The 21,130-nt window shown below is 61.4% G+C and carries 19 protein-coding genes; 8 read left to right on the plus strand and 11 right to left on the minus strand.

Going from position 1 to position 21,130, the window contains the following annotated elements:
* The first annotated feature begins 190 nt into the window (after positions 1-190).
* Both IGS58_RS02530 and IGS58_RS02535 read left to right on the plus strand, forming a co-directional pair.
* Positions 191-3,154 (plus strand): ribonucleoside-diphosphate reductase subunit alpha, encoded by a 2,964-nt coding sequence (locus tag IGS58_RS02530; protein WP_230520596.1) that lies wholly within the window; start codon positions 191-193, stop codon positions 3,152-3,154.
* A 118-nt stretch (positions 3,155-3,272) separates the two neighbouring features.
* A complete protein-coding gene (locus tag IGS58_RS02535) occupies positions 3,273-4,424 on the plus strand; it encodes a ribonucleotide-diphosphate reductase subunit beta (RefSeq protein WP_034780261.1) in 1,152 nt (383 codons plus the stop codon).
* An 85-nt stretch (positions 4,425-4,509) separates the two neighbouring features.
* Here IGS58_RS02535 and IGS58_RS02540 read toward each other — a convergent pair whose 3' ends face one another.
* Positions 4,510-5,286, minus strand: coding sequence for an SDR family oxidoreductase (locus IGS58_RS02540; RefSeq protein WP_176385589.1), 777 nt, complete (start codon positions 5,284-5,286; stop codon positions 4,510-4,512).
* Positions 5,283-5,612: a nuclear transport factor 2 family protein gene (locus IGS58_RS02545; protein WP_230520597.1), complete on the minus strand. Its 330-nt coding sequence runs from the start codon at positions 5,610-5,612 to the stop codon at positions 5,283-5,285. The genes IGS58_RS02540 and IGS58_RS02545 overlap by 4 nt, the downstream gene beginning before the upstream one ends.
* Before the next feature lie 121 nt (positions 5,613-5,733).
* On the opposite strand from IGS58_RS02545, the gene IGS58_RS02550 reads away from it, so the two are divergent.
* On the plus strand, positions 5,734-6,654 hold the full coding sequence (locus tag IGS58_RS02550) for a LysR family transcriptional regulator (protein WP_034780258.1): 921 nt from the start codon (positions 5,734-5,736) through the stop codon (positions 6,652-6,654).
* Positions 6,655-7,554: 900 nt separating this feature from the next.
* Here IGS58_RS02550 and IGS58_RS02555 read toward each other — a convergent pair.
* The gene (locus tag IGS58_RS02555; RefSeq protein WP_230520598.1) at positions 7,555-8,550 is read right to left on the minus strand and encodes a hypothetical protein; all 996 of its coding nucleotides are present in this window, start codon (positions 8,548-8,550) and stop codon (positions 7,555-7,557) included.
* A gap of 253 nt (positions 8,551-8,803) precedes the next feature.
* Between IGS58_RS02555 and IGS58_RS02560 the strand changes: the two genes are divergently transcribed.
* The gene (locus IGS58_RS02560) at positions 8,804-9,337 is read left to right on the plus strand and encodes a YggT family protein (RefSeq protein ID WP_034780256.1); all 534 of its coding nucleotides are present in this window, start codon (positions 8,804-8,806) and stop codon (positions 9,335-9,337) included.
* A 49-nt stretch (positions 9,338-9,386) separates the two neighbouring features.
* Here the strand turns inward: IGS58_RS02560 and IGS58_RS02565 are convergent, their stop codons facing one another.
* The 8 genes from IGS58_RS02565 to IGS58_RS02600 all read right to left on the minus strand — a co-directional run bounded on the left by IGS58_RS02565 (position 9,387) and on the right by IGS58_RS02600 (position 16,348).
* Positions 9,387-10,325 (minus strand): carbohydrate kinase family protein, encoded by a 939-nt coding sequence (locus IGS58_RS02565; RefSeq protein WP_070255959.1) that lies wholly within the window; start codon positions 10,323-10,325, stop codon positions 9,387-9,389.
* An 11-nt stretch (positions 10,326-10,336) separates the two neighbouring features.
* Positions 10,337-11,584 carry a DUF3426 domain-containing protein gene (locus IGS58_RS02570; RefSeq protein ID WP_230520599.1) on the minus strand — a complete coding sequence of 416 codons (1,248 nt, stop codon included), beginning with the start codon at positions 11,582-11,584 and terminating at the stop codon, positions 10,337-10,339.
* Positions 11,585-11,592: 8 nt separating this feature from the next.
* On the minus strand, positions 11,593-12,537 hold the full coding sequence (prmA, locus tag IGS58_RS02575) for a 50S ribosomal protein L11 methyltransferase (RefSeq protein WP_034780253.1): 945 nt from the start codon (positions 12,535-12,537) through the stop codon (positions 11,593-11,595).
* Positions 12,534-13,949: an acetyl-CoA carboxylase biotin carboxylase subunit gene (gene accC, locus IGS58_RS02580; RefSeq protein WP_034746622.1), complete on the minus strand. Its 1,416-nt coding sequence runs from the start codon at positions 13,947-13,949 to the stop codon at positions 12,534-12,536. Before accC ends, prmA begins: the two co-directional genes overlap by 4 nt.
* A gap of 101 nt (positions 13,950-14,050) precedes the next feature.
* On the minus strand, positions 14,051-14,512 hold the full coding sequence (gene accB, locus IGS58_RS02585; protein WP_034780252.1) for an acetyl-CoA carboxylase biotin carboxyl carrier protein: 462 nt from the start codon (positions 14,510-14,512) through the stop codon (positions 14,051-14,053).
* A gap of 91 nt (positions 14,513-14,603) precedes the next feature.
* Positions 14,604-15,041, minus strand: coding sequence for a type II 3-dehydroquinate dehydratase (gene aroQ / locus IGS58_RS02590; protein ID WP_034746628.1), 438 nt, complete (start codon positions 15,039-15,041; stop codon positions 14,604-14,606).
* Between the two features lie 82 nt (positions 15,042-15,123).
* Positions 15,124-15,690 (minus strand): TlpA family protein disulfide reductase, encoded by a 567-nt coding sequence (locus IGS58_RS02595; protein ID WP_034780251.1) that lies wholly within the window; start codon positions 15,688-15,690, stop codon positions 15,124-15,126.
* A gap of 19 nt (positions 15,691-15,709) precedes the next feature.
* Positions 15,710-16,348 (minus strand): hypothetical protein, encoded by a 639-nt coding sequence (locus IGS58_RS02600; RefSeq protein ID WP_034780250.1) that lies wholly within the window; start codon positions 16,346-16,348, stop codon positions 15,710-15,712.
* A gap of 115 nt (positions 16,349-16,463) precedes the next feature.
* Here IGS58_RS02600 and mpl point away from each other — a divergent pair, with 115 nt between their 5' ends.
* From mpl to IGS58_RS02620, 4 genes are read left to right on the plus strand one after another with little or no spacing between them, the layout of a single operon-like run.
* The gene (gene mpl / locus IGS58_RS02605) at positions 16,464-17,840 is read left to right on the plus strand and encodes a UDP-N-acetylmuramate:L-alanyl-gamma-D-glutamyl-meso-diaminopimelate ligase (protein ID WP_268989810.1); all 1,377 of its coding nucleotides are present in this window, start codon (positions 16,464-16,466) and stop codon (positions 17,838-17,840) included.
* Complete coding sequence (locus IGS58_RS02610) at positions 17,837-18,421, plus strand: YqiA/YcfP family alpha/beta fold hydrolase (protein ID WP_099389029.1); 585 nt, start codon at positions 17,837-17,839, stop codon at positions 18,419-18,421. The genes mpl and IGS58_RS02610 overlap by 4 nt, the downstream gene beginning before the upstream one ends.
* Entirely contained in the window at positions 18,418-19,032 is a 615-nt protein-coding gene (locus tag IGS58_RS02615) for a chorismate--pyruvate lyase family protein (protein WP_070281552.1), read from the plus strand. The genes IGS58_RS02610 and IGS58_RS02615 overlap by 4 nt, the downstream gene beginning before the upstream one ends.
* Positions 19,033-19,034: 2 nt before the next feature.
* Positions 19,035-21,122, plus strand: a complete 2,088-nt coding sequence (locus IGS58_RS02620) for a ribonuclease catalytic domain-containing protein (RefSeq protein WP_230520601.1) — start codon at positions 19,035-19,037, stop codon at positions 21,120-21,122.
* Positions 21,123-21,130 lie beyond the last annotated feature (8 nt).

Consider the following 21,130-nt stretch of genomic DNA (forward strand, 5'->3'; position numbering starts at 1 on the left):
CACCCTTGATCGTGTTTCGCGCCAGCCGGGCAGTGCGGTGTGGCGAGATGGATACTGACCTGTTTTATGCACTATGAATTTACTATTTAGCAACAAATACCTGAAGAAACCCTGACCATCGGGCGTTCTATTCAACAACACACGCGGCAGCAAAACTGCAGGCTGACTTTAGCTGACAACGGGAGCTTCAATGCAATCACCACAAGATATTTCCATCCATCCAACGCCAGTATCGCCAGCGCCAGGCGCGGCCAACAGTGTGGCGAGCACGGGCGCGGCATTGGGCGACTATCGCATCATCCGCCGCAACGGCGCGGTGGTGGCATTTGAGCCTTCGAAGATCGCCATCGCCATGACCAAGGCGTTTTTGGCCGTTAACGGCGGCCAGGGCGCAGCCTCGGCACGCATTCGCGAACTGGTGGAACAACTGACCGACGGCGTCGTCGCCGCGCTGGTGCGCCGCCATCCGGGCGGCGGCACCTTCCATATCGAAGACGTGCAGGACCAGGTGGAACTGTCGCTGATGCGTTCGGGCGAACACGACGTGGCGCGTGCCTACGTGCTGTACCGCGCCAAGCACATGGAAGAGCGCCGCCTGCAGAAGGAAGCGCAAGGCGCTTCCGCGCAAGTCACCGCGCCCCAGCTGAACGTCACCGACAACGGCGTGCGCCGCCTGCTGGACATGCAGGAAGTGCGCGACCTGATCAACGCCGCCTGCGCCGGCCTGGAAAAGCACGTCGATGCCGACGCTATCCTGGCTGAAACAGTGAAAAACTTGTACGACGGCGTGCCCGTCGAAGAGCTGCACAAGTCGGCCATTCTGGCGGCGCGCGCGCTGATGGAAAAAGACCCGGCCTACAGCCAGGTCACGGCCCGCATCCTGCTGCACACGGTGCGCAAGGAAGTGTTCGGCAAGGAAGTGCCGCAAGCGGCCGCTGCCGCCGAATACCTGACGTATTTCCCGCAATACATCGCCAAGGGCATCGCCGCCGAGCTGCTGAACCCGGTACTCGCCAGCTTCGACCTGGAACGCCTGGCGAAAGCCATCGTGGCCGACCGCGACTTGCAATTCGGCTACATCGGCCTGCAAACCCTGTATGACCGCTACTTCCTGCACATCCAGGACGTGCGCATCGAAATGCCGCAGGCGTTCTACATGCGCGTGGCCATGGGCCTGGCGCTGAACGAGGCGGACCGCGAAGCGCGCGCCATCGAGTTCTACAGCCTGCTGTCCTCGTTCGACTTCATGAGCTCGACGCCGACCCTGTTCAACTCGGGCACCCTGCGCTCGCAGCTGTCGTCGTGCTACCTGAGCACCGTCTCGGATGACTTGGAAGGCATCTACGACGCCATCAAGGACAACGCGCTGCTGGCCAAGTTTGCCGGCGGCCTGGGTAACGACTGGACGCCAGTGCGCGCCCTGGGCGCCCACATCAAGGGCACCAACGGCAAGTCGCAAGGCGTGGTGCCGTTCCTGAAAGTGGTGAATGACACGGCCGTGGCAGTCAACCAGGGCGGCAAGCGCAAGGGCGCCGTCTGCGCCTACCTGGAAACCTGGCACATGGATATCGAGGAATTCCTCGACCTGCGCAAGAACACGGGCGACGACCGCCGCCGCACGCACGACATGAACACGGCGAACTGGATTCCCGACATGTTCATGAAGCGCGTCATGGAAAAAGGCGAATGGACCCTGTTCTCGCCGTCGGACACGCCAGACTTGCACGACAAGGTCGGCAAGGCTTTCGAACAGGCTTACGTGGGCTACGAAGCCAAGGCCGCCGCCGGCGAAATCCGCGTATTCAAGAAGATCGCCGCGCTGGACCTGTGGCGCAAGATGCTGTCGATGCTGTTTGAAACGGGCCACCCATGGATCACGTTCAAGGACCCTTGCAACATCCGCAGCCCGCAGTCGCACGTCGGCGTCGTCCACAGCTCGAACCTGTGCACGGAAATCACCCTGAACACCAGCAGCGATGAAATCGCCGTCTGCAACCTCGGTTCCGTGAACATGCCGGCGCACATGAAGGAAGGCAAGCTCGATCACGTCAAGCTGGCCAAGACCGTGCGTACCGCCATGCGCATGCTCGACAACGTCATCGACATCAATTACTACGCCGTCGACAAGGCGCGCAATTCGAACATGCGCCACCGTCCGGTCGGCATGGGCGTGATGGGCTTCCAGGACTGCCTGCACATGATGCGCGTGCCGTTCGCCTCGGACGCCGCCGTGTCGTTTGCCGACACCTCGATGGAAGCCGTCTGCTACTACGCCTACCTGGCGTCGACGGAACTGGCCGAAGAGCGCGGCCGCTATGAATCGTATGCAGGTTCGCTGTGGGACCGTGGCATCCTGCCGCAAGACTCGGTGAAACTGCTGGCAGAAGAGCGCGGCGGCTACCTGGAAGTCGATTCCTCGTCGGCCATGGACTGGACTCCGGTGCGCGAACGCATCGCCAAGTTCGGCATGCGCAACTCGAACTGCGTGGCGATCGCCCCGACGGCGACGATTTCGAACATCATCGGCGTCTCGGCCTGTATTGAGCCGACGTTCCAGAACCTGTACGTGAAATCGAACCTGTCGGGCGAATTCACCGAAATCAACGGCTACCTGGTGCGCGACCTGAAGGCGCGCGACCTGTGGGATGAAGTCATGATCTCCGACCTGAAGTACTTCGACGGCTCGCTGGTGAAGATCGACCGCATCCCGCAAGACCTGCGCGATATCTACGCCACGGCCTTTGAAGTGTCGCCAAGCTGGCTGGTGGAAGCGGCTTCGCGTCGCCAGAAGTGGATCGACCAGGCCCAGTCGCTGAACATCTACATGGCTGGCGCATCGGGCAAGAAACTGGACGAGACCTACAAGCTGGCATGGCTGCGTGGCCTGAAAACCACTTATTACCTGCGTACCATCGCCGCTACCCACATGGAGAAATCGACCTCCAAGACGGGCGCCCTGAACGCCGTGGCAGTCGACGGCGGCATGTCGGCCAGCGCCCAAAGTGCACAAACCAGCGCCCAGGCAGCCGTCGTGGCGGCAGCAGCAGTGGCCGTGGCGCCGGTAGTGGCAGCGGCAGCGGACGACGCCGATGGCGAAGCCTGCTACCTGCGTCCGGGTGACGATGGCTTTGAGGAATGCGAAGCCTGCCAGTAAGATTTTAGTTGTCAGCCCGGCACGGCCGGGCTGATTCAATGTTGTCAATGTCCGCATTGTCCGATACAACGGGCCTGTTGCGGATCGCCGGCTCGCCGGCATGGAAAGGAAGAAGAATATGTCGTTGTCTTGGGATGATGAAACCACGTCGGCAGCTGTGCCGCGTCCGGCGCAGCAAGCGCCACTGGGAAATACCGAATTGAACCTGCCGGCAGGTGCCGAGCCGTCCGAAGCGAACGCCGAGCAAGTGGCGCGCCGCGTGAATGCCGACGACAAGCGCATCATCAACGGCAAGACGGACGTCAACCAGCTGGTGCCGTTCAAGTACAAGTGGGCGTGGGACAAATACCTGGCCGGCTGCGCCAACCACTGGATGCCGCAGGAAGTCAACATGCAGCGCGATATCGAGCTGTGGAAAAACCCGAACGGCCTGACGGACGACGAGCGCCGCCTGGTCAAGCGCAACCTGGGCTTCTTTGTTACCGCCGACTCGCTGGCCGCCAACAACATCGTGCTGGGCACCTACCGCCACATCACGGCGCCGGAATGCCGCCAGTACCTGCTGCGCCAGGCGTTCGAGGAAGCGATCCATACGCACGCCTACCAGTACATCGTCGAATCGCTGGGGCTGGACGAAGGCGAGATCTTCAACGCCTACAACGAAGTCAAGTCGATCCGCGACAAGGATGAATTCCTGATCCCGTTCATCAACACCCTGACCGACCCGGCGTTTGTCACCGGTACGGTGGAAAACGACCAGAAGCTGCTGAAGTCCCTGATCGTGTTTGCCTGCCTGATGGAAGGCCTGTTCTTCTACGTCGGCTTCACGCAGATCCTGGCGCTGGGCCGCCAGAACAAGATGATGGGTGCTGCCGAGCAGTACCAGTACATCCTGCGCGATGAATCGATGCATTGCAACTTTGGCATCGACTTGATCAACACGATCAAGATGGAAAACCCGCAGCTGTGGACGGCCGCCTTCCGCGAAGAGATCAAGGACCTGTTCATGAAGGCCGTGGAACTGGAATACGCGTACGCGGAAGACACCATGCCGCGCGGCGTGCTGGGTCTGAATGCGCCGATGTTCAAGGGCTATCTGCGCTTCATCGCCAATCGCCGCGCGCAGCAGATCGGCATCGAGCCGCTGTTCGCCCAGGAGGAAAATCCATTCCCGTGGATGAGCGAGATGATCGACATGAAGAAGGAACGCAACTTCTTCGAGACGCGCGTGACGGAATACCAGACCGGCGGCGCGCTGAACTGGGAATAAACCAGCCGATAGCGTTACCAGTCATGTCACAAAGGCCTCGCGGATGCGGGGCCTTTTGCCATGTGGAGCGCTTGTTGCAGCGGGCTTAGACGGTCGGGATGGTGCCGCCGTCGATCACATACTCGGCGCCGTGGATCGACGCGGCGCGGTCCGAGGCCAGAAAGGCAACCAGTTCGGCCACTTCTTCCGGCTTGCCCGGGCGGCCGATGGGAATGCCGCCCAGCGTCTGCATCAGCTTCTGGCGGGCCGCATCTTCGGTGGTGCCGGCGTGGCCGGCCCAGCGCCGTATCATCGCGTGGGCCGCCGTGGTTTCGATGAAGCCTGGCGAGACGGTATTGATGCGGATGCCCTGCGGGCCGAATTCCTTCGACAATCCCTTGCTGTAGTTGCTCAGCGCAGCTTTGGCGGCAGCATACGCCAGCGTCGACTCGTACAGCGGCAGGCTGCGCTGGATCGACGAGATGTGGATGATCACCCCGTATTGGCGTGCCACCATCGCCGGCAGCAGGGCGCGGTCGAGGCGCACGGCGGCAAGCAGGTTGCCATTGAGCGCGTCTTGCCAGGCATCGTCGTCCAGGGCCAGTGCGCCGCCGCCCGCGGCCGTCGAACCGCCCACGTTATTGATCAGGATATCGACCCCGCCCAGGCTGGCCAGCGCTTCCCGGATCAGCGTGTCGGTTCCCGCGCGGGTACGCAGGTCGGCCGCGATGAAATGCACGCCGGCCGGCAAGCTGCCGCTGGCGGCGCGCGCCGTGGTCGCCACGCGCGCGCCGCGCTCGAGCATCAGTTTCAGCGTCGCCGCGCCCATGCCCTTGGTGCCGCCCGTGATCAGCACGCGCTTGTCCTTGAAATCGGTATTCATGCGCTGATCTCCAGGGTCTGGATGCGGTTGCTGGCGAGCGTGAAGGCAAAGCGCAGCTCCAGCGGGCTGCCGGGGAAATTGCCACTGACGCTGCTGGTGACCACGCAGCGCGCGCCCGGGGTGTCGGCCGAGGTGGGGCTGATGGTGGCGCCGTACTGCTTGCTGCCAGCTTCCTTCCAGGCCTTGATGGCGGCATGGCCCGCGTGCGCATGGCCGTCGTCATGCACGACGCCATCGGCTGCGAAGCACTGCGCCACGGCGTCGCTATCGTGATGGTTTTCGGCGGTAAAGTAGTCGCCGACGATTGCCGGCATGAGGAGAGACATGGTGCTTCCTTTGGGGGAGAGGTAGGGAGCGAGCATCATATGGCGTTCAATTGCAGAGAAATAGTATGGCAACGGCGATAGGCTTTAAACTTCAGGTTCATTATTGACTGCGTGAGCACGCATGAAAAATAACTCTCTCGATGGTATCCGTACCTTTCTCGCTGTCGCCGAGCGCAAAAGTTTCAGCGCCGCGGCACTGCAGCTTGGCGTGACGGTGACGGCCGTCAGCAAGGCGGTCAAGGTGATGGAGCGCCAGCATGGCGTGCTGCTCTTCAAGCGCAATACGCGCAATGTCGCCTTCACCGAAGCCGGCGCGGGCCTGTACGCCAGCCTGGCCGGCGCTACCCGGCAGATCGATGACGCCTTCGCCGCGCTGACCATGTTTCGCGACCGGCCCGCCGGCCATCTGCGGCTGACGGTACCGCGCGCGCTGGGCGCGCTGGTCATGCGCGCATTGATACCGCGTTTTCGCAGCAGCTATCCTGACGTGACCATCGACCTGTCGCTCGACGATGGCGCGGTCGATCTGCTGGCGCACGGTTACGACGCCGGCATCCGCCTGGGACAGTCCGTGGAGCAGGAGATGGTGGCGGTGCGCCTGACGGGGGACTTGCGCTGGTCCGTGGTTGGCGCGCCCGGCTACTTCGAGCGGAAAGGGCAGCCGCTGATCCCGGAAGACCTGGTGCGCCACGACACGCTGGCCTACCGCTTCCACACTTCCGGCGCCTTGCACCGCTGGCGCTTCGTGCGCGATGGCGAGGAATTTCTGGTGGAAACCGGCGCGCCCCTGGTCGTCAACGACACCACGCTGATCGCCGATTTCGCCCGCTCGGGTCTGGGCCTGGCGTATATGCCGGATGTGGAAATCGAAGGTGACCTGGCAAGCGGCAGCTTGCTGCGGGTGCTTGAAAACTACGTGCCGCCGACGAGTGGATTGTTCCTGTATTTTCCTGCCCGTACCCAGAGCCAGCCCAAACTGCGCGCCTTCATCGATACTGCGCTGGCCCTCTCCCGGCTCGCGTCTTCCGGTGACGCGCGCTAGCCTGGCCTGTTTTTATCCAGCTTGCCGCCATCGTTCTGGAGACAGGCTGCGGCATCGCATGCCGCTTTTTGTTAGCCGCTTTTTCGTGGCGCGCAGCGGCGCGGCGGCGCATGTGCATCGCATGCGGCGGCACAGAAAAGTCCGGCCATTTTTTCGCCACATGACGCGCGCCGCGACGCATTTTTTTGACGGCGCCAATGCGCGCGAGACAGCTAGTAAATATCGTTTCCGGACACGCTGGCGGCGGCATTTGGCACGCGATTGTGCGATAGCACGCGTAACGTGCAAAAAAGCGGGCGAAAACGTGTCGTGCCGGTTGCGCATTGACAAGGTTTTCGTGTACTTTATGAGATTGCAAATGCGAGCGTTAGAATGCGGGGTTTTTTAACCAGCGCGGTAGCGAAAAAACCTCGCAAAACAGGGATACAGATTTACACGGATATGCACAAAACCACACCGTTTTCGTCTGCCGCCGTGCCCGAATTTTTTCAGGCATGGCGGTTTTTTATTTGACGCATCGGTGTTGTAGCGAGCGCGATGCGAGGAGCGAAAAAACGCACGGCATCGAAAACGAATGACCGAATTCAGACTTTGCCACCAGCTGCGAGATAAAGCAGGGTGGCACCGACGATGGCTGAAGTGCTGCAAACGTGAGGAGTTGCAGCAGTTCAGCTGGTGCCGAATTCATTAGCGCAAACGACCGTTTGTGCCGATGAATAATTCGCCTGGCCTATCCCTGTGGTGGGTCGGACGGGTTTAAATCTTGTAGCTTAAATTTCTCATCTCAGATGAAGGAGAGACAAATGGCAACAGCCGCTAAGAAATCAGAAGTAAAGAAACCAGCCGCCAAGGCTGCTCCTGCCGCGAAGAAGCCGGCAGCCGCAGCAAAGACGGTTGCCGCTAAACCAGCTGCCAAAGCCGCAGCGAAACCAGCCGCAAAACCAGCCGCCAAAGCCGCAGCCAAGCCTGCAGCAAAAGTGGCTGCCAAGCCAGTAGCGAAAGCCGCAGCGAAACCAGCGGCCAAGGCAGCAGCAAAACCGGCAGCGAAACCTGCAGCCAAGGCAGCAGCCAAGCCTGTAGCGAAAAAAGCCGCAGCCAAACCGGCCGCCAAGCCAGCAGCAAAAGCCGCTGCAAAACCAGCGGCCAAGGCAGCAGCCAAGCCAGCAGTGAAAAAAGCTGCAGCGAAGCCAGCAGCCAAGGCAGCAGCGAAGCCGGCCGCCAAAGCAGCAGCCAAGCCAGCAGCGAAAAAAGTCGTCGCCAAGGCAGCCGCCAAGCCAGCAGCAAAAGCTGCAGCCAAGCCAGCAGTGAAAAAAGCCGCAGCGAAACCTGCAGCCAAGGCAGCAGCGAAACCGGCCGCCAAAGCGGCAGCCAAGCCAGCAGCGAAAAAAGTCGTCGCCAAGGCAGCAGCGAAGCCGGCCGCCAAAGCAGCAGCCAAGCCAGCAGCAAAAGCTGCAGCGAAGCCAGCGGCAAAAGCGGTAGCCAAGCCAGCGGCAAAAGCAGCAGCCAAACCGGCAGCGAAGCCAGCAGCGAAAGCTGCAGCCAAGCCAGCGGCCAAGGTAGCAGCGAAGCCAGCAGCAAAAGCTGCAGCCAAGCCAGCGGCCAAGGTAGCAGCGAAGCCGGCAGCGAAAGTTGCCGCCAAGCCAGCAGCGAAAGTCGCAGCCAAGCCGGCAGCCAAAGCAGCAGCGAAACCTGCGGCCAAGGTTGCAGCAAAACCTGCAGCGAAGCCAGCGGCCAAGGTAGCAGCGAAGCCAGCAGCAAAAGTTGCAGCCAAGCCAGCCGCCAAGGTAGCAGCGAAGCCGGCAGCGAAACCTGCCGCCAAGCCAGCCGCCAAGCCAGCCGCAGCGCCAGTCGTGGCAGCCGCGCCGGCAGCAGCGCCGGCAGCAGCCCCAGCGGCACCAGCCGCCGTGGCAGCCAAGCCAGCCGCCAAGAAGGCCGCGCCTAAAAAGGCCGCACCGAAGAAGGCAGCTCCTGTCGCCAAGCCATCGGCACCTATCGCACCTGTAGCAAAAACCGTGTTGGCTCCGGCTGCAGCCTGGCCATTCCCAACCAGCACCCGCCCATCGTAATTCCAACGATACGGGTGCCTGGATGAGGCAACACGCCGCTGTGTGACTCAATCACACAGCGGTTTTTTTTTGGAGAATTAGTCGTGCTGATCGTTATCCTTACATTGATCGTTGATACCATCGCCACCTTGCTGGGCGGCGTGTTGCTGCTGCGCTTCTGGATGCAGGCGGTGCGCGTGCGGCCGCCTTCGTCGGTGGCGCAATTCACGTTTCAATTGTCCGACTGGCTGGTGCGCCCCCTGCGCCGCGTGGTGCCGGGCGTGGGCGGGTATGACTGGGCCAGCCTGATCGGCGCCTTCCTGATCGTGCTGCTGGCCAGCTCGGTGCTGTTTATTTCCGGCTATCCTGTCGAAGTGGTGCTGCTCAAGTCGCTGCAACGCTTCCTGCAATGGATACTCTACGGTTTCATGGCCTTGCTGATCATCGAAGCCATCTTCAGCTGGGTCAACCCGCATGCGCCGCTGGCGCCGTTTGTACGGGCCTTGAATGAGCCCCTGCTGCGTCCGATACGCAAGGTCGTGCCGCTGGTCGGCAGCCTGGATCTGTCGCTGCTGGTGGCTTTGATCCTGCTGCAGATCGCGCAGGTGCTGGTGGGGATGATTATTGTGGTGAGGTAATGCGAGAAGGTCGGCCTGGCGCTTGGGCGCAAGCCGACCGGACTACATACTAATAGCGGTAACCGAACGCCGCTTCGAACTGGTCGGCGATGCTTTCTGGCGTAAACACGTGGTTTTGCGCGCCCTGGGTGGCGATCTTGATGGCGCCCAGCAGGCTGGCCAGACGGCCGCTGGTTTCCCAGCCCAGGTCGTTGGTGATACCGAACAGCAAGCCGGCACGGTAGGCGTCGCCGCAGCCGGTCGGGTCCAGCACTTCTTTGGCGGTCACGACAGGAATGTCGATGCGCTTGCCGTCCGTATAGATTTCCGACCCTTTTTCGCCACGCGTGACGATCAGCGCTTCCAGGCGGCTGGCGATGTCCGGCAGGGTCAATCCCGTGCGTTCCATCAACATTTCCATCTCATAATCGTTGGCCGATACATACGTGGCTTTGTTGATGAAATCGATCAACTGTTCGCCATTGAAGCGTGGCAACTGTTGACCCGGGTCGAACATGAAGGGGATGCCCAGCCCGGCCAGGTCGGCGGCATGCTTGAGCATGCCCTGGTCGCCATCCGGCGAAATGATGGCCACCTTGGCCGGGCCCGCATTGGCGATCGGGTTTTCATGCGCAAACGACATGGCGCCCGGGTGGAAGGCATTGATCTGGTTATTGTCCGCATCGGCCGTGACGAAGCACTGCGCGTTGTAGCTGTCGGCCTTGATGAGGATGTTGGCGGTGGAAATGCCCAGCTTTTGCAGGCGTTCCAGATAGGCGGCGCTATCTTGCCCCATGACGCCGACGATGCGCGGGTCGCCGCCCAGCATTTTCAGGCTGTAGGCGATGTTGCCCGAGCAGCCGCCGAACTCCGTGCGCATGGTTGGCACGAGGAAGGACACGTTTACTTTGTGCAACTGGTCGGCCAGCAGGGATTCGCCGAAGCGGCCGGGGAATTGCATGATGGTGTCGGTGGCAAGCGAGCCGCAGATCAGCGATGTTTTGGTCATGATAGTGTCTGTTAAGGATAAAAGATGGCGATATGGTAGCCAGACGCCGTGAGCTGGTCTAATGCGAAATACAGTTTGATGGTTTGTTCCGAGCGCGGCGCAAACCCCGTGCTTACGTCGATCGAGGCCGGCAGGTAGTCGCGCGGCGCGATCACGCGGCGCAAGACCGGCTTGTCATTGGCGTCGTTGAGTATCAGTTCGATGCTGGGCCAGGCTTGCACGCTGCGGCTCTGGTTGCGCAGCAGCGAGACGTAGGAAAAGGTCTGTTCCTTCAAGGTCTGCAACTCGCCTTGCTCGATGGCCAGCGCCTCGATCTGCGCCGGCAAGTCGACCTGGCAGCCACTGAGCTTGCACAGCGCGACCAGGGTCGGCTTCCACTGCGGAAATTGCGCCGCCAGCGGATTGCGGAAGGTGGTCATCACTTGCAGGAATAGTAAAAGCAGCAGTACAACCGAGCCGATGGCCATGGCCACGCGCATGGCCTTGCCGCTCTGTTCGCGGCGCCGGCCCAAGGTCACAAAGGCCGGCTCGTCGTCGGCCGGCGGCAGGATGGGTTCTTCCTGCTCTTCGGCGGCATCCGGCGCGACGGCGGCGGCGGGCAATGGCGTGAAGGAATGGTCGGCCAGCGTGGGTTCCCGGCGCGCGGGCTTGTCCAGACTGACTTTTTCAGCGGCAGGCAATGCCGGAGCGGCCGGGGCTGCCACCGTTTCCAGGTTCGGTTCGCGACGGCTATCGCGCAAATACGTGGCGAAGGCGGGCGCGTCATCGATCTGGCGGCGCTTGAAGGGCGCCATCGGCTGGGGCAATGGTGGTTCGGGCAGCTCTGCCGGTGTTGCAGCAGATTCAGGCAGGTCGAGCGGTGCGGCGGCAGGCGTGTCGGCCAGCGCCTCGTCAGGCAGTGCCACGTCGAGGTCCAGCTCGATGTGCTCGCCATCGTCTTCGTTGTCCTTGAGCTGCGCCGTTTCCGGCAGGATGCCGAACGGGTCGAACGAGGTGTCGAAGTCGAGGGAATAAATGGGTTCGTCGTCCGTGGCGGACGGCAGGCTGTTGTCGGCCGGATAACTGGTTGGCAGGGGAGCGGCAGTGCCGGGGCCGGACGTTAAAAACGGCGATGCCGCGGCTGGATCGATCAGCGCGGCATTGCCGTCAAACACTTCCCTGCACGTGCCACAGCGCACGATGCCCCCACGTAACTTCAATTGGTCAGCAGCGACCCGAAATATCGTGTTGCAATGGGGGCATTTGGTGGCGAGGGCCATTGCTGTGCTTATGCACCTTCCGCGCGGGGCGCAGGTGCTTGCGTGCTGCCCAGGCGGCCATGCAGAGCCACCCAGCCATCTTGCTCGGCCCACACACCCAGCTGGATGAATGGTGCGTAGGCAGCGGCCACTTCTTCCGCCTGGCGTGCCAGCACGCCGGACAGGATCAGCGCGCCGCCATCGGCGACACGGCCCGACAGCATCGGCGCCATCAGCTTCAATGGGCTCGACAGGATGTTGGCGACGACGATGTCAAACTTAGCCGTGGCGTGTGCCGAAGTGGCAAACGTGTCTGGCAAGAAATATTCGATCTCGCACTGGTTGCGTTCGGCATTGTCGCGCGCCGATTCGATCGCTTGCGGGTCGATGTCGACGCCGGCCACCGTTTGCGCACCGAGTTTCTTGGCCACCATGGCCAGGATGCCGGAACCGCAACCGTAGTCGAGCACGGTCTTGCCAGGGGCCGGATTGGCTTCCAGCCATTCCATGCACAAACGCGTGGTCGGGTGGCTGCCCGTACCGAAGGCCAGGCCCGGATCCAGTTCCAGGATCAGGCCGTCAGGATCCGGTGCCTCGTGCCAGCTGGGCACGACCCAGATATTCTTGCCGATGTGAATCGGAGCGAATTGCGACTGGGTCAGGCGCACCCAGTCCTGCTCTTCCACGGGGCGCATGGCAAAGGCGGGAACTTCCGCCATGCCGACCGCCTGGGCCGCAGCGGCCACGATGGCGGCCTGGTCGGCGTCGACGTCCGTCAGCGCCACCACGCGGCTGCGTTCCCACGCCGCTTCCTTCGGTTCCATGCCCGGCTCGCCAAACAGCGGCTGCTCGGCATCCGTGCCTTCATCGGCGTCTTCCACCGAGACCGACAGGGCGCCCGCTTCCATCAACGCGTCGGACATGGCCTCGGCGTTGTCACGGGCGATTTCGATGACGATTTCCGTCCAGCTCATGCGCCCGCCTTGATTTCGGACTTCTTGGCGATGCTGGGGCTGCCGCCATTCAGGTTCTTGCCCAGGTCCGGCATGTCGGCCAGTTTCTGTTCCAGATAGTGAATGTTGGTGCCGCCTTCGATAAAGCGCGCGTCGATCATCAGTTCGCGGTGCAGGGCGATGTTCGTGTTGATGCCTTCGACCACCATTTCGGACAGGGCGATCTGCATGCGGCGGATTGCCTGTTCGCGCGTGGCGCCGTAAGCGATCACTTTGCCGATCATCGAGTCGTAGTGCGGCGGCACGTAGTAGCCGGCGTAGGCATGCGAGTCGACGCGGATGCCAGGGCCGCCCGGCGCATGCCACGACACGATCTTGCCTGGCGATGGCGTGAACTTGAAGGGATCTTCGGCGTTGATGCGGCACTCGATGGCGTGGCCCGACAGCAGGACGTCGCGCTGGCGGAAACGCAGTTTTTCGCCGGCCGCGATGCGGATCTGTTCTTGCACGATGTCGATGCCGGTGATCATCTCGGTAACCGGATGTTCCACTTGCACGCGGGTATTCATTTCAATGAAATAGAACTCGCCGTTTTCGTACAGGAATTCAAACGTGCCGGCGCCGCGGTAGCCGATCTTGCGGCAAGCTTCGGCGCAACGGTCGCCGATTTTCTCGATCAGTTTGCGCGGGATGCCCGGCGCTGGTGCTTCTTCGATCACTTTCTGGTGGCGGCGCTGCATGGAGCAGTCGCGCTCGCCCAGCCAGACGGCGTTCTTGTGTTCGTCGGCGAGGATCTGGATTTCCACGTGGCGCGGATTTTCCAGGTACTTCTCCATATACACTTCAGGGTTGCCGAAGGCCGTGCCGGCTTCCGTCTTGGTCATCGCCACGGCGTTGATCAGGGCCGCTTCCGTGTGCACCACGCGCATGCCGCGTCCGCCACCGCCACCGGCAGCCTTGATGATGACCGGGTAGCCGATCTTGCGGGCAATTTGCACGATCGCTTTCGGATCGTCCGGCAACGCGCCTTCCGAGCCGGGGACGCACGGTACGCCAGCCTTGATCATGGTTTGCTTGGCCGACACTTTGTCGCCCATCAAACGGATCGATTCGGAGCGGGGGCCGATGAAGACGAAGCCCGATTTCTCGACGCGTTCGGCAAAGTCGGCATTTTCCGACAGGAAGCCATAGCCTGGGTGAATCGCTTGCGCATCCGTCACTTCAGCAGCGCTGATGATGGCGGGCATGTTCAGGTAGCTCAGGGACGACTGTGCCGGGCCGATACAAACGGATTCGTCGGCCAGCTTGACGTATTTCGCGTCCTTGTCGGCTTCGGAGTGGACTACAACCGTTTTAATGCCCATTTCGCGGCAGGCGCGCTGAATACGGAGGGCAATTTCACCACGGTTGGCAATCAGGATTTTTTCAAACATGGTAGGTTCGCGTATGTCTGTGAGAGCCGGCGAGCCGGCGAAACAACAAGTGTGAGGGGCTAAAACTGCAAACGGCCGTTGCCGGCCGTGTGGACTGGGTTTTAGCCGATCACAAACAAGGGTTGACCGAATTCGACCGGTTGGCCGTTTTCGACCAGGATCTGGGTCACGACACCGGCTTTATCGGAGTCGATTTCATTCAGGAGCTTCATCGCTTCGATGATGCACAGGGTATCACCTTCCTTGACGGTCGAGCCCACTTCAACATAGGCGGCGCTGCCAGGAGCGGAGGAACGGTAGAAGGTACCGACCATCGGCGACTTGACCACATAGCCCGTTGGCTCGGCGGCGACCACGACGGCAGCCGCCGCTGGTGCTGCGGCTGGCGCGGCTGGCTGGTATTGGGCTTGCATGCCTTGCGGCTGCATCATGACCATCTGGTTTTGCGGCATGGCCGACGATTTGACGATGCGAACCTTGCTTTCGCCTTCGGTAACTTCCAGCTCTGCGATATCCGATTCGGCGACCAGGTCGATCAAGGTCTTGAGTTTTCGTAGATCCATGTAAAACCCCTAGGAATGTAGTTTGTTTTATGAGTGATGCGGTGATGTCCAAGAACCTATCGCCGCGCTAAATGCGTGCAGATCGCGTAGATTAACGTTTTTTAAGCGCAAAGTCGATGGCAAACCGATATCCATCGATACCCAGGCCGCAGATCGTCCCCTGCGCGATCGCGCTGAGAAATGAGTGATGTCGAAACGTTTCGCGTTGATAAATATTCGAGATATGGACTTCCACGAACGGGATGGCGACCCCGGCCAGCGCATCGCGCAAAGCAACGCTGGTATGGGTCAGGCCGCCCGGATTGATGACGATGGCATCGATCCCTTCCGCTCGCGCGGCATGGATGCGGTCGATCAGCGCGCCTTCATGGTTGCTTTGAAAGCAAACCAGGTCGGCACCGGCCGCCATGGCTTGCGCCATTGCTGCCTGCTCGATATCGGCCAAGGTGCTGGCGCCGTAGACCTCAGGCTCGCGCGTTCCCAGCAAATTCAGGTTGGGACCGTTGAGCAGAAGGAGGTTTTTTGCCATGTATGGAAGACCGTTTTAGCGAAAGTTCCGCATTTTGCCGCCAAAGATACGCATTGGCAAGAGAAAAAAGCACGCTCCGAATTTACAATTTATCCAGATCGGCGCGCAACTGATCAAATTTCAAGCGGCCCAGATAGGTCTTTTTGACTTCGCCATCGGCGCCGATCAGCACCGTAAAGGGCAAACCGCCCGTGGCATTGCCAAAATGGCGCGACAGGTCGGTGCCGCTCATGCCGGACACATACACGGGATAGGCGATCTTGACCTTGCTGGCAAAAGTGGCAATATTGCTGGCCGAATCGATGCCGATACCGATCACCTGCAGGTTTTTCGCCCCGTAGTGGCCTTGCACTTCGGATAACTCCGGCATTTCTTCCACGCACGGCGGGCACCACGGTGCCCAGAAATTGACCAGCAAATTCTTGCCTTTCCACTGCGACAACGCTTGCGTGGCGCCCGCCGCATCCGGCAGGGACAGCGCATACAGTTCGTTGACGGGACCCGTCGCGCCTGGCGCGATGGCGGTCGTCAGCGGACCCGCTTCTTTCTCCGCTTCTTTCGCTTTTTCCTTGCTCAAACCGACGTAAGCGCCCATGCCGCCAAACATCAATGCCACGATGGCACAGGCGATCCAATTCTTTTTTGTCATAACTTTATCTATATCAATGTTAGTCGGCAGCCGGCACGCCATCGGCGAGGCTGGCGGCCAGCAGGCTGCGCAGCCCGGCGATATCGGTGCGCAGCACCTTGCCGTCCGCCTTGGCTTTCAGCGCGCCGCGCATATCGTCGAGCTCATACAGGGCCGCGTGCACGCCTTCGTTTTTCCACAAGAAACTGGCTGTCTCGACCGCATCATAACGCGCTCCCTTGAAATGCGGGCTTTCCGACATGTCGAGTACGACATTTTTATTGAGCAGGAAGATGTGGATTTCCTTGGCGCTCTCGGCAAACAGCTGCAAATAGATCTCGTCGTGGGGGCCGGCCGTGCCATTGAGCACGGGGCCGCTGAGCAGGGGATGAAATTGTTGTAACGCTTCCATCACCTGCAGCGCGATCGTGCGCAGCTGGAACAATCGCGCCGGCTGGCTGTCGGCCAGGAACAGGGCATTGTATTGCCGCACCTGTTCTTCGATCATGTCGTTGTCAGGCAGTATATTGGGCAGGTTCGGCGCGTCACCGAGGACTTGCCGCGCCGCCTTGCGCTTGGCGCTGCCATAGTCGGCGCCATCCTGCGCCACGAGGCGCGCGGCAGCGGCAGCGATTTCCAGGCGCAACTGCGCGCTATCGTCAAATGCATCGTTTGTCATGAGCGAGATGATACTCCGAAGCGGAAAAAGTCATGGCGTCAGGTAAAATCCTGCACTTGCTGTTTTTTATCTCACCGTCTTACTTACTTAAGCGTGCACCTTTCGCACTGATCACATGCATATTCATATTCTCGGCATTTGCGGTACCTTCATGGGCGGCCTGGCTGTCCTGGCCAAGGAAGCCGGCCATAAAGTCACTGGTTGCGATGCCAACGTGTATCCGCCGATGAGCACCCAGCTGGAATCGCAGGGAATCGAACTGATCCAGGGCTTTGATCCGGAACAAACCAAGCTGAACCCGGATTTGTATGTGATTGGCAATGTGGTTTCGCGCGGCAACCCGCTGGTGGAAGAAATCCTCAACCGCAGCCTGCCGTATGTGTCCGGCCCGCAGTGGATCGGTGAACATATCTTGCGCAACAAGTGGGTGCTGGCTGTGGCGGGCACGCATGGCAAGACGACAACTTCGGCCATGCTGGCCTGGATACTCGAAGACGCGGGCTACGCGCCGGGCTTCCTGATCGGCGGGGTGCCGATGAACTTTGGCATTTCCGCCCGCCTCAGCGGCAAAATCGACGGCAAGAGCGCCGACTCGGACTTCTTCGTCATCGAAGCCGATGAATACGACACGGCCTTCTTCGACAAGCGCAGCAAGTTCGTGCATTACCACGCGAAGACGGCCGTCATGAATAACCTGGAATATGATCACGCCGACATCTTCCCCGATCTGCACGCGATCGAGACGCAATTCCATCACCTGGTGCGCACCGTGCCCGGCATTGGCCGCCTCGTGTTCAACGGCGACGAAGCGTCGCTGCAGCGGGTGCTGGCGCGCGGTTGCTGGAGTGAAAAGGAAAGTTTTGGTCAAGATGCCAACTGGCAACTGCAAGAGCAGGCCGATGGCAGCTTCGACGTGTATTTCAATGGCCGGCAGGAAGGCCATGTGGCGTGGGCGCTCACGGGCAAGCACAACCGCAGCAATGCGCTGGCGGCCATCGCCGCCGCGCGCCACGTGGGCGTGCCGATTGCCCAGGCCTGCGCTTCGCTGGCCAGCTTCGAGAGCGTCAAGCGCCGCATGGAAGTGCGCGGCGTGGTCAACGGCATTACCGTGTACGACGATTTCGCGCACCACCCGACGGCCATTGCCACCACCGTGGGCGGGCTGCGCCAGAAGATAGGCAGCAGCGGCCGTATCCTGGCCGTGCTGGAACCGCGTTCGAACACCATGAAGCTGGGCGCCATGAAAGATGCGCTGCCGGGCAGCCTCAAGGATGCCGACCTGGTCTTCGGTTTCGGCAGCCATGCCGCGCTGGGCTGGAGCCTGGGCGACGCGTTGGCGCCGCTGGGCAAGCTTGCCAGCGCCTACGAAGACATCGATACCCTGGTGGCCGCCGTGGCCGCCAGCGCCCGTCCCGGCGACCAGATCGTGGTCATGAGCAACGGCGGCTTTGGCGGCGTGCACCAGAAGTTGCTGGAGGCGCTGGGCCGATGATTCTGTACCTGCATGGATTTCGCTCGTCGCCCCTGTCGATGAAGTCGCGCCTGCTGGCCGCGCAGATGCAGGCGCTGGGCCGCGAGGCCGAATGGCTGTGTCCGCAATTGCCGGCCTCGCCCAAGCTGGCCATCGAACTGGCCCTGTCGCTGGTCAAGGATGTGGCGCCGGCCGACCTGACGATCATCGGCTCCTCGCTGGGCGGCTATTACGCCACCTGGCTGGCGGAGCAGCTCGGTTGCCGCGCCGTGCTGCTGAACCCTGCCATCGTGCCCCTGATCGACCTGGAACAGCATGTGGGCGTGACGACCGAGTTCCATTCGGACAAGCCATTCGAGTTCAAGCGTGAATACATCGACGAGCTGCGAACCTTTGCCGTAGAGAAAATTACTGAGCCGCAACGCTATTTCCTGATTGCCGCCACGGGCGATGAAGTACTCGACTACCGCGACATGGTGGCGCATTATCAGGGGGCGCAGCAGTGCGTCATCGATGGCAGCGACCATGGCATCAGCGAATTTGCCGCATATCTGGCGCCCGTGCTGGCCTTTTGCGGCATCGACGCGGACGCGGCCAAGTGAGGCCGGGGTCGCTGCGGCAGGCGCAATGGCATGCGCATGTGAACGCCGTCAATGCGCCGCCGGCCTTGCGCCATTGGCTCACGGGCGGCGGGTCGCTGACGGCCAAGCTGAAAGCGCATAGCCAGGCGTTTCGCGTGCAATGTTTGCATCAGAAAACATCGCGCTGTTTGACGGACGAGGCCGCCATCATTGGTTTGCACCGCGCGGGACGGGTATGGGAACGCGAAGTGCTGTTGCGTTGTGATAACAAACCGGCCGTGTTTGGCCATACCGTCGTGCCCATGCAGGCGACGGCCACGGACTGGCCCTTGTTTTCCGCGCTGGGCGAGCGCTCGCTGGGCACGACCTTGTTTGGCGACCGCATGGTGCGGCGCGGCGAACTGGAATTTGCCCGCTTGCGCGCCGGCCACCCGCTGGTGCAGCGGGCGCAGGCGGCGCTGGCATTGGAAGGGCAGCGCGCCGGCGAGCAGGCGCTGTTTTTTGCCCGCCGCTGCCTGTACCAGCGTCACCAGGGATTGCTGCTGGTAACAGAAGTATTTTTGCCGGCGGTGCTGGAGTTGACGTCCGTCACTCGCACCGTTGCAACCGACACATTAATAAACAAAGCATAACAATGAATCTATTTTTTGAAGAATCCGGCGATTTCAAGGTCGGCACGGTCCTGTCGCAAGCGGGTGAAGCGTACCAGGTCGAAATGGCCAGCGGCAAGCGTACCAAGGTCAAGGTCAAGGATGTGCTGCTGCAGTATGAAAAGCCGTCCCCTGCCGAGCTGCTGGAGCAAGCCAAGGCCGTTGCTGCCGAGATTGACCTCGATTTCCTGTGGGAAGTGGCGGGTGAAGACGAGTTCGGCTTTGCGGAGCTGGGCGCCGAGTATTTCGGCCACGCACCGTTGCCGCCGGAAGCGGCCGGCCTGATCCTGGCCCTGCATTCGGCGCCCGTGTATTTCTACAAGAAAGGCCGTGGCCGCTACAAGGCGGCGCCGGAAGCGTCGCTGAAGGCGGCATTGGCCGGTATCGAAAAGAAAAAGCAGCAGGCGCTGGTGCAAGCCGCCTATGTGGAAGAGCTGAAACAGAACCGCTTGCCTGCCTCGATGCAGCCCATGGTGCTGCAGCTGCTGTTCAAGCCGGACAAGAACACCATCGAATACAAGGCGCTGGAAGCGGCGTGCACGGAATTGCACACGACGCCGCCGCGTTTGATGCTGGCTGTCGGCGGTATTGCTTCGCCGAAAGATTTGCACCTGTCGAAATTCCTCTTCGAGAATTTCCCGAAAGGCGCCGGCTTCCCGAGCGTGCCCGTGCCGTCCGTGACGGCCAAGCTGCCGCTGGCCGATGTGGCCGCCTTCTCGATCGACGACGTGACCACGACCGAGATCGACGATGCCTTCTCCGTGCAGCCGCTGCCCGATGGCACCGTGAAAGTCGGTATCCACATCGCCGCGCCGGGCCTGGGCATCCGCCCGGAAGACGTGGTCGACAAGATGGCGCGCCAGCGCATGTCGACCGTCTACATGCCGGGCGACAAGATCACCATGCTGCCGGACGAAATCGTCAACGCGTTCACCCTCGCGGAAGGCACGACGTGCCCGGCCCTTTCACTGTACGCCACGCTGGACCCGAAAGCGGACTGGGCCGTGGTCAGCACGCAGACGCGCGCCGAGCTGGTGCCGATTGCCAGCAATTTGCGCCATAACCAGCTGGATGACCTGGTCAACGAGGAAACCCTGGCCAGCGGCGAAGGCGAATACCCGCACAAGGCCGATTTTGCCGTGCTGTGGCAATGGGCGCAGCAGCTGGAACAGGGCCGCATGAAGAAACGCGAAGCGTTCGGCTTGAAGCCGGAACAGAATAACCGCGTCGATTTCAATTTCTATGTGGAAAACGACATCGTCACCGTGGCGCGCCGCAAGCGTGGCGCGCCGCTCGACAAGATCGTCGCGGAACTGATGATTTTTGCCAACAGTACTTGGGGCAAGATGCTGCACGACCATGGCGTGCCCGGCATCTATCGCAGCCAGGGCGGTGGCAGTGGCAATAGCTGGGCGGCAAAGATGCAGGTGCGCATGGTCACCCATGCGGCGCCGCACCAGGGCCTGGGCGTCGATCAATACGCGTGGAGCACCTCGCCGTTGCGCCGCTATACGGACCTGGTGAACCAGTGGCAAATCATCGCCTGCGCCGAGCATGGCGTGACGGCGCCGCTGGTGGCCCCGTTCAAGCCGCGCGATGCGAATCTGTTCGCCATCGTTTCGGCCTTCGACGCTGCGTATGCCGCGTATGGCGATTTCCAGTCGAACATGGAACGCTATTGGTGCTTGCGCTGGTTGCACCAGGAAAACGCGCGCCAGGTCGAGGCCGTCGTGCTGAAAGACGAGATCCTGCGTCTGGTCGACATTCCGCTGGTCATCAAGCTGCCGGGCATGCCATCGGTGGCGCGCGGCGCCCAGGTAAAACTGGACTTGCTGCGCTGGGATGAGGTCGACCTGAGTATCGAAGCGCGCCTGCTGGAAATCGCCGCCGTACCGGATGCGGCGGCCGATGCCGAACTGGATTACGAAGAAGAATCGGGCGACGAAGGCACCGACGAGGGCGACGTGGCACCGGAGGCATCGCCGGAAGCGGCGAACCAGGTCAGCGACGCCGATGCGGAAGTGGCGGAACTGGCCTGCGAAGACGTGGTCAGCGAACCCGAGGTCAAGTAAGGCCGTCG

The organism is Janthinobacterium sp. EB271-G4-7A, assembly GCF_020858075.1.
GTDB lineage: Bacteria > Pseudomonadota > Gammaproteobacteria > Burkholderiales > Burkholderiaceae_D > Janthinobacterium > Janthinobacterium lividum.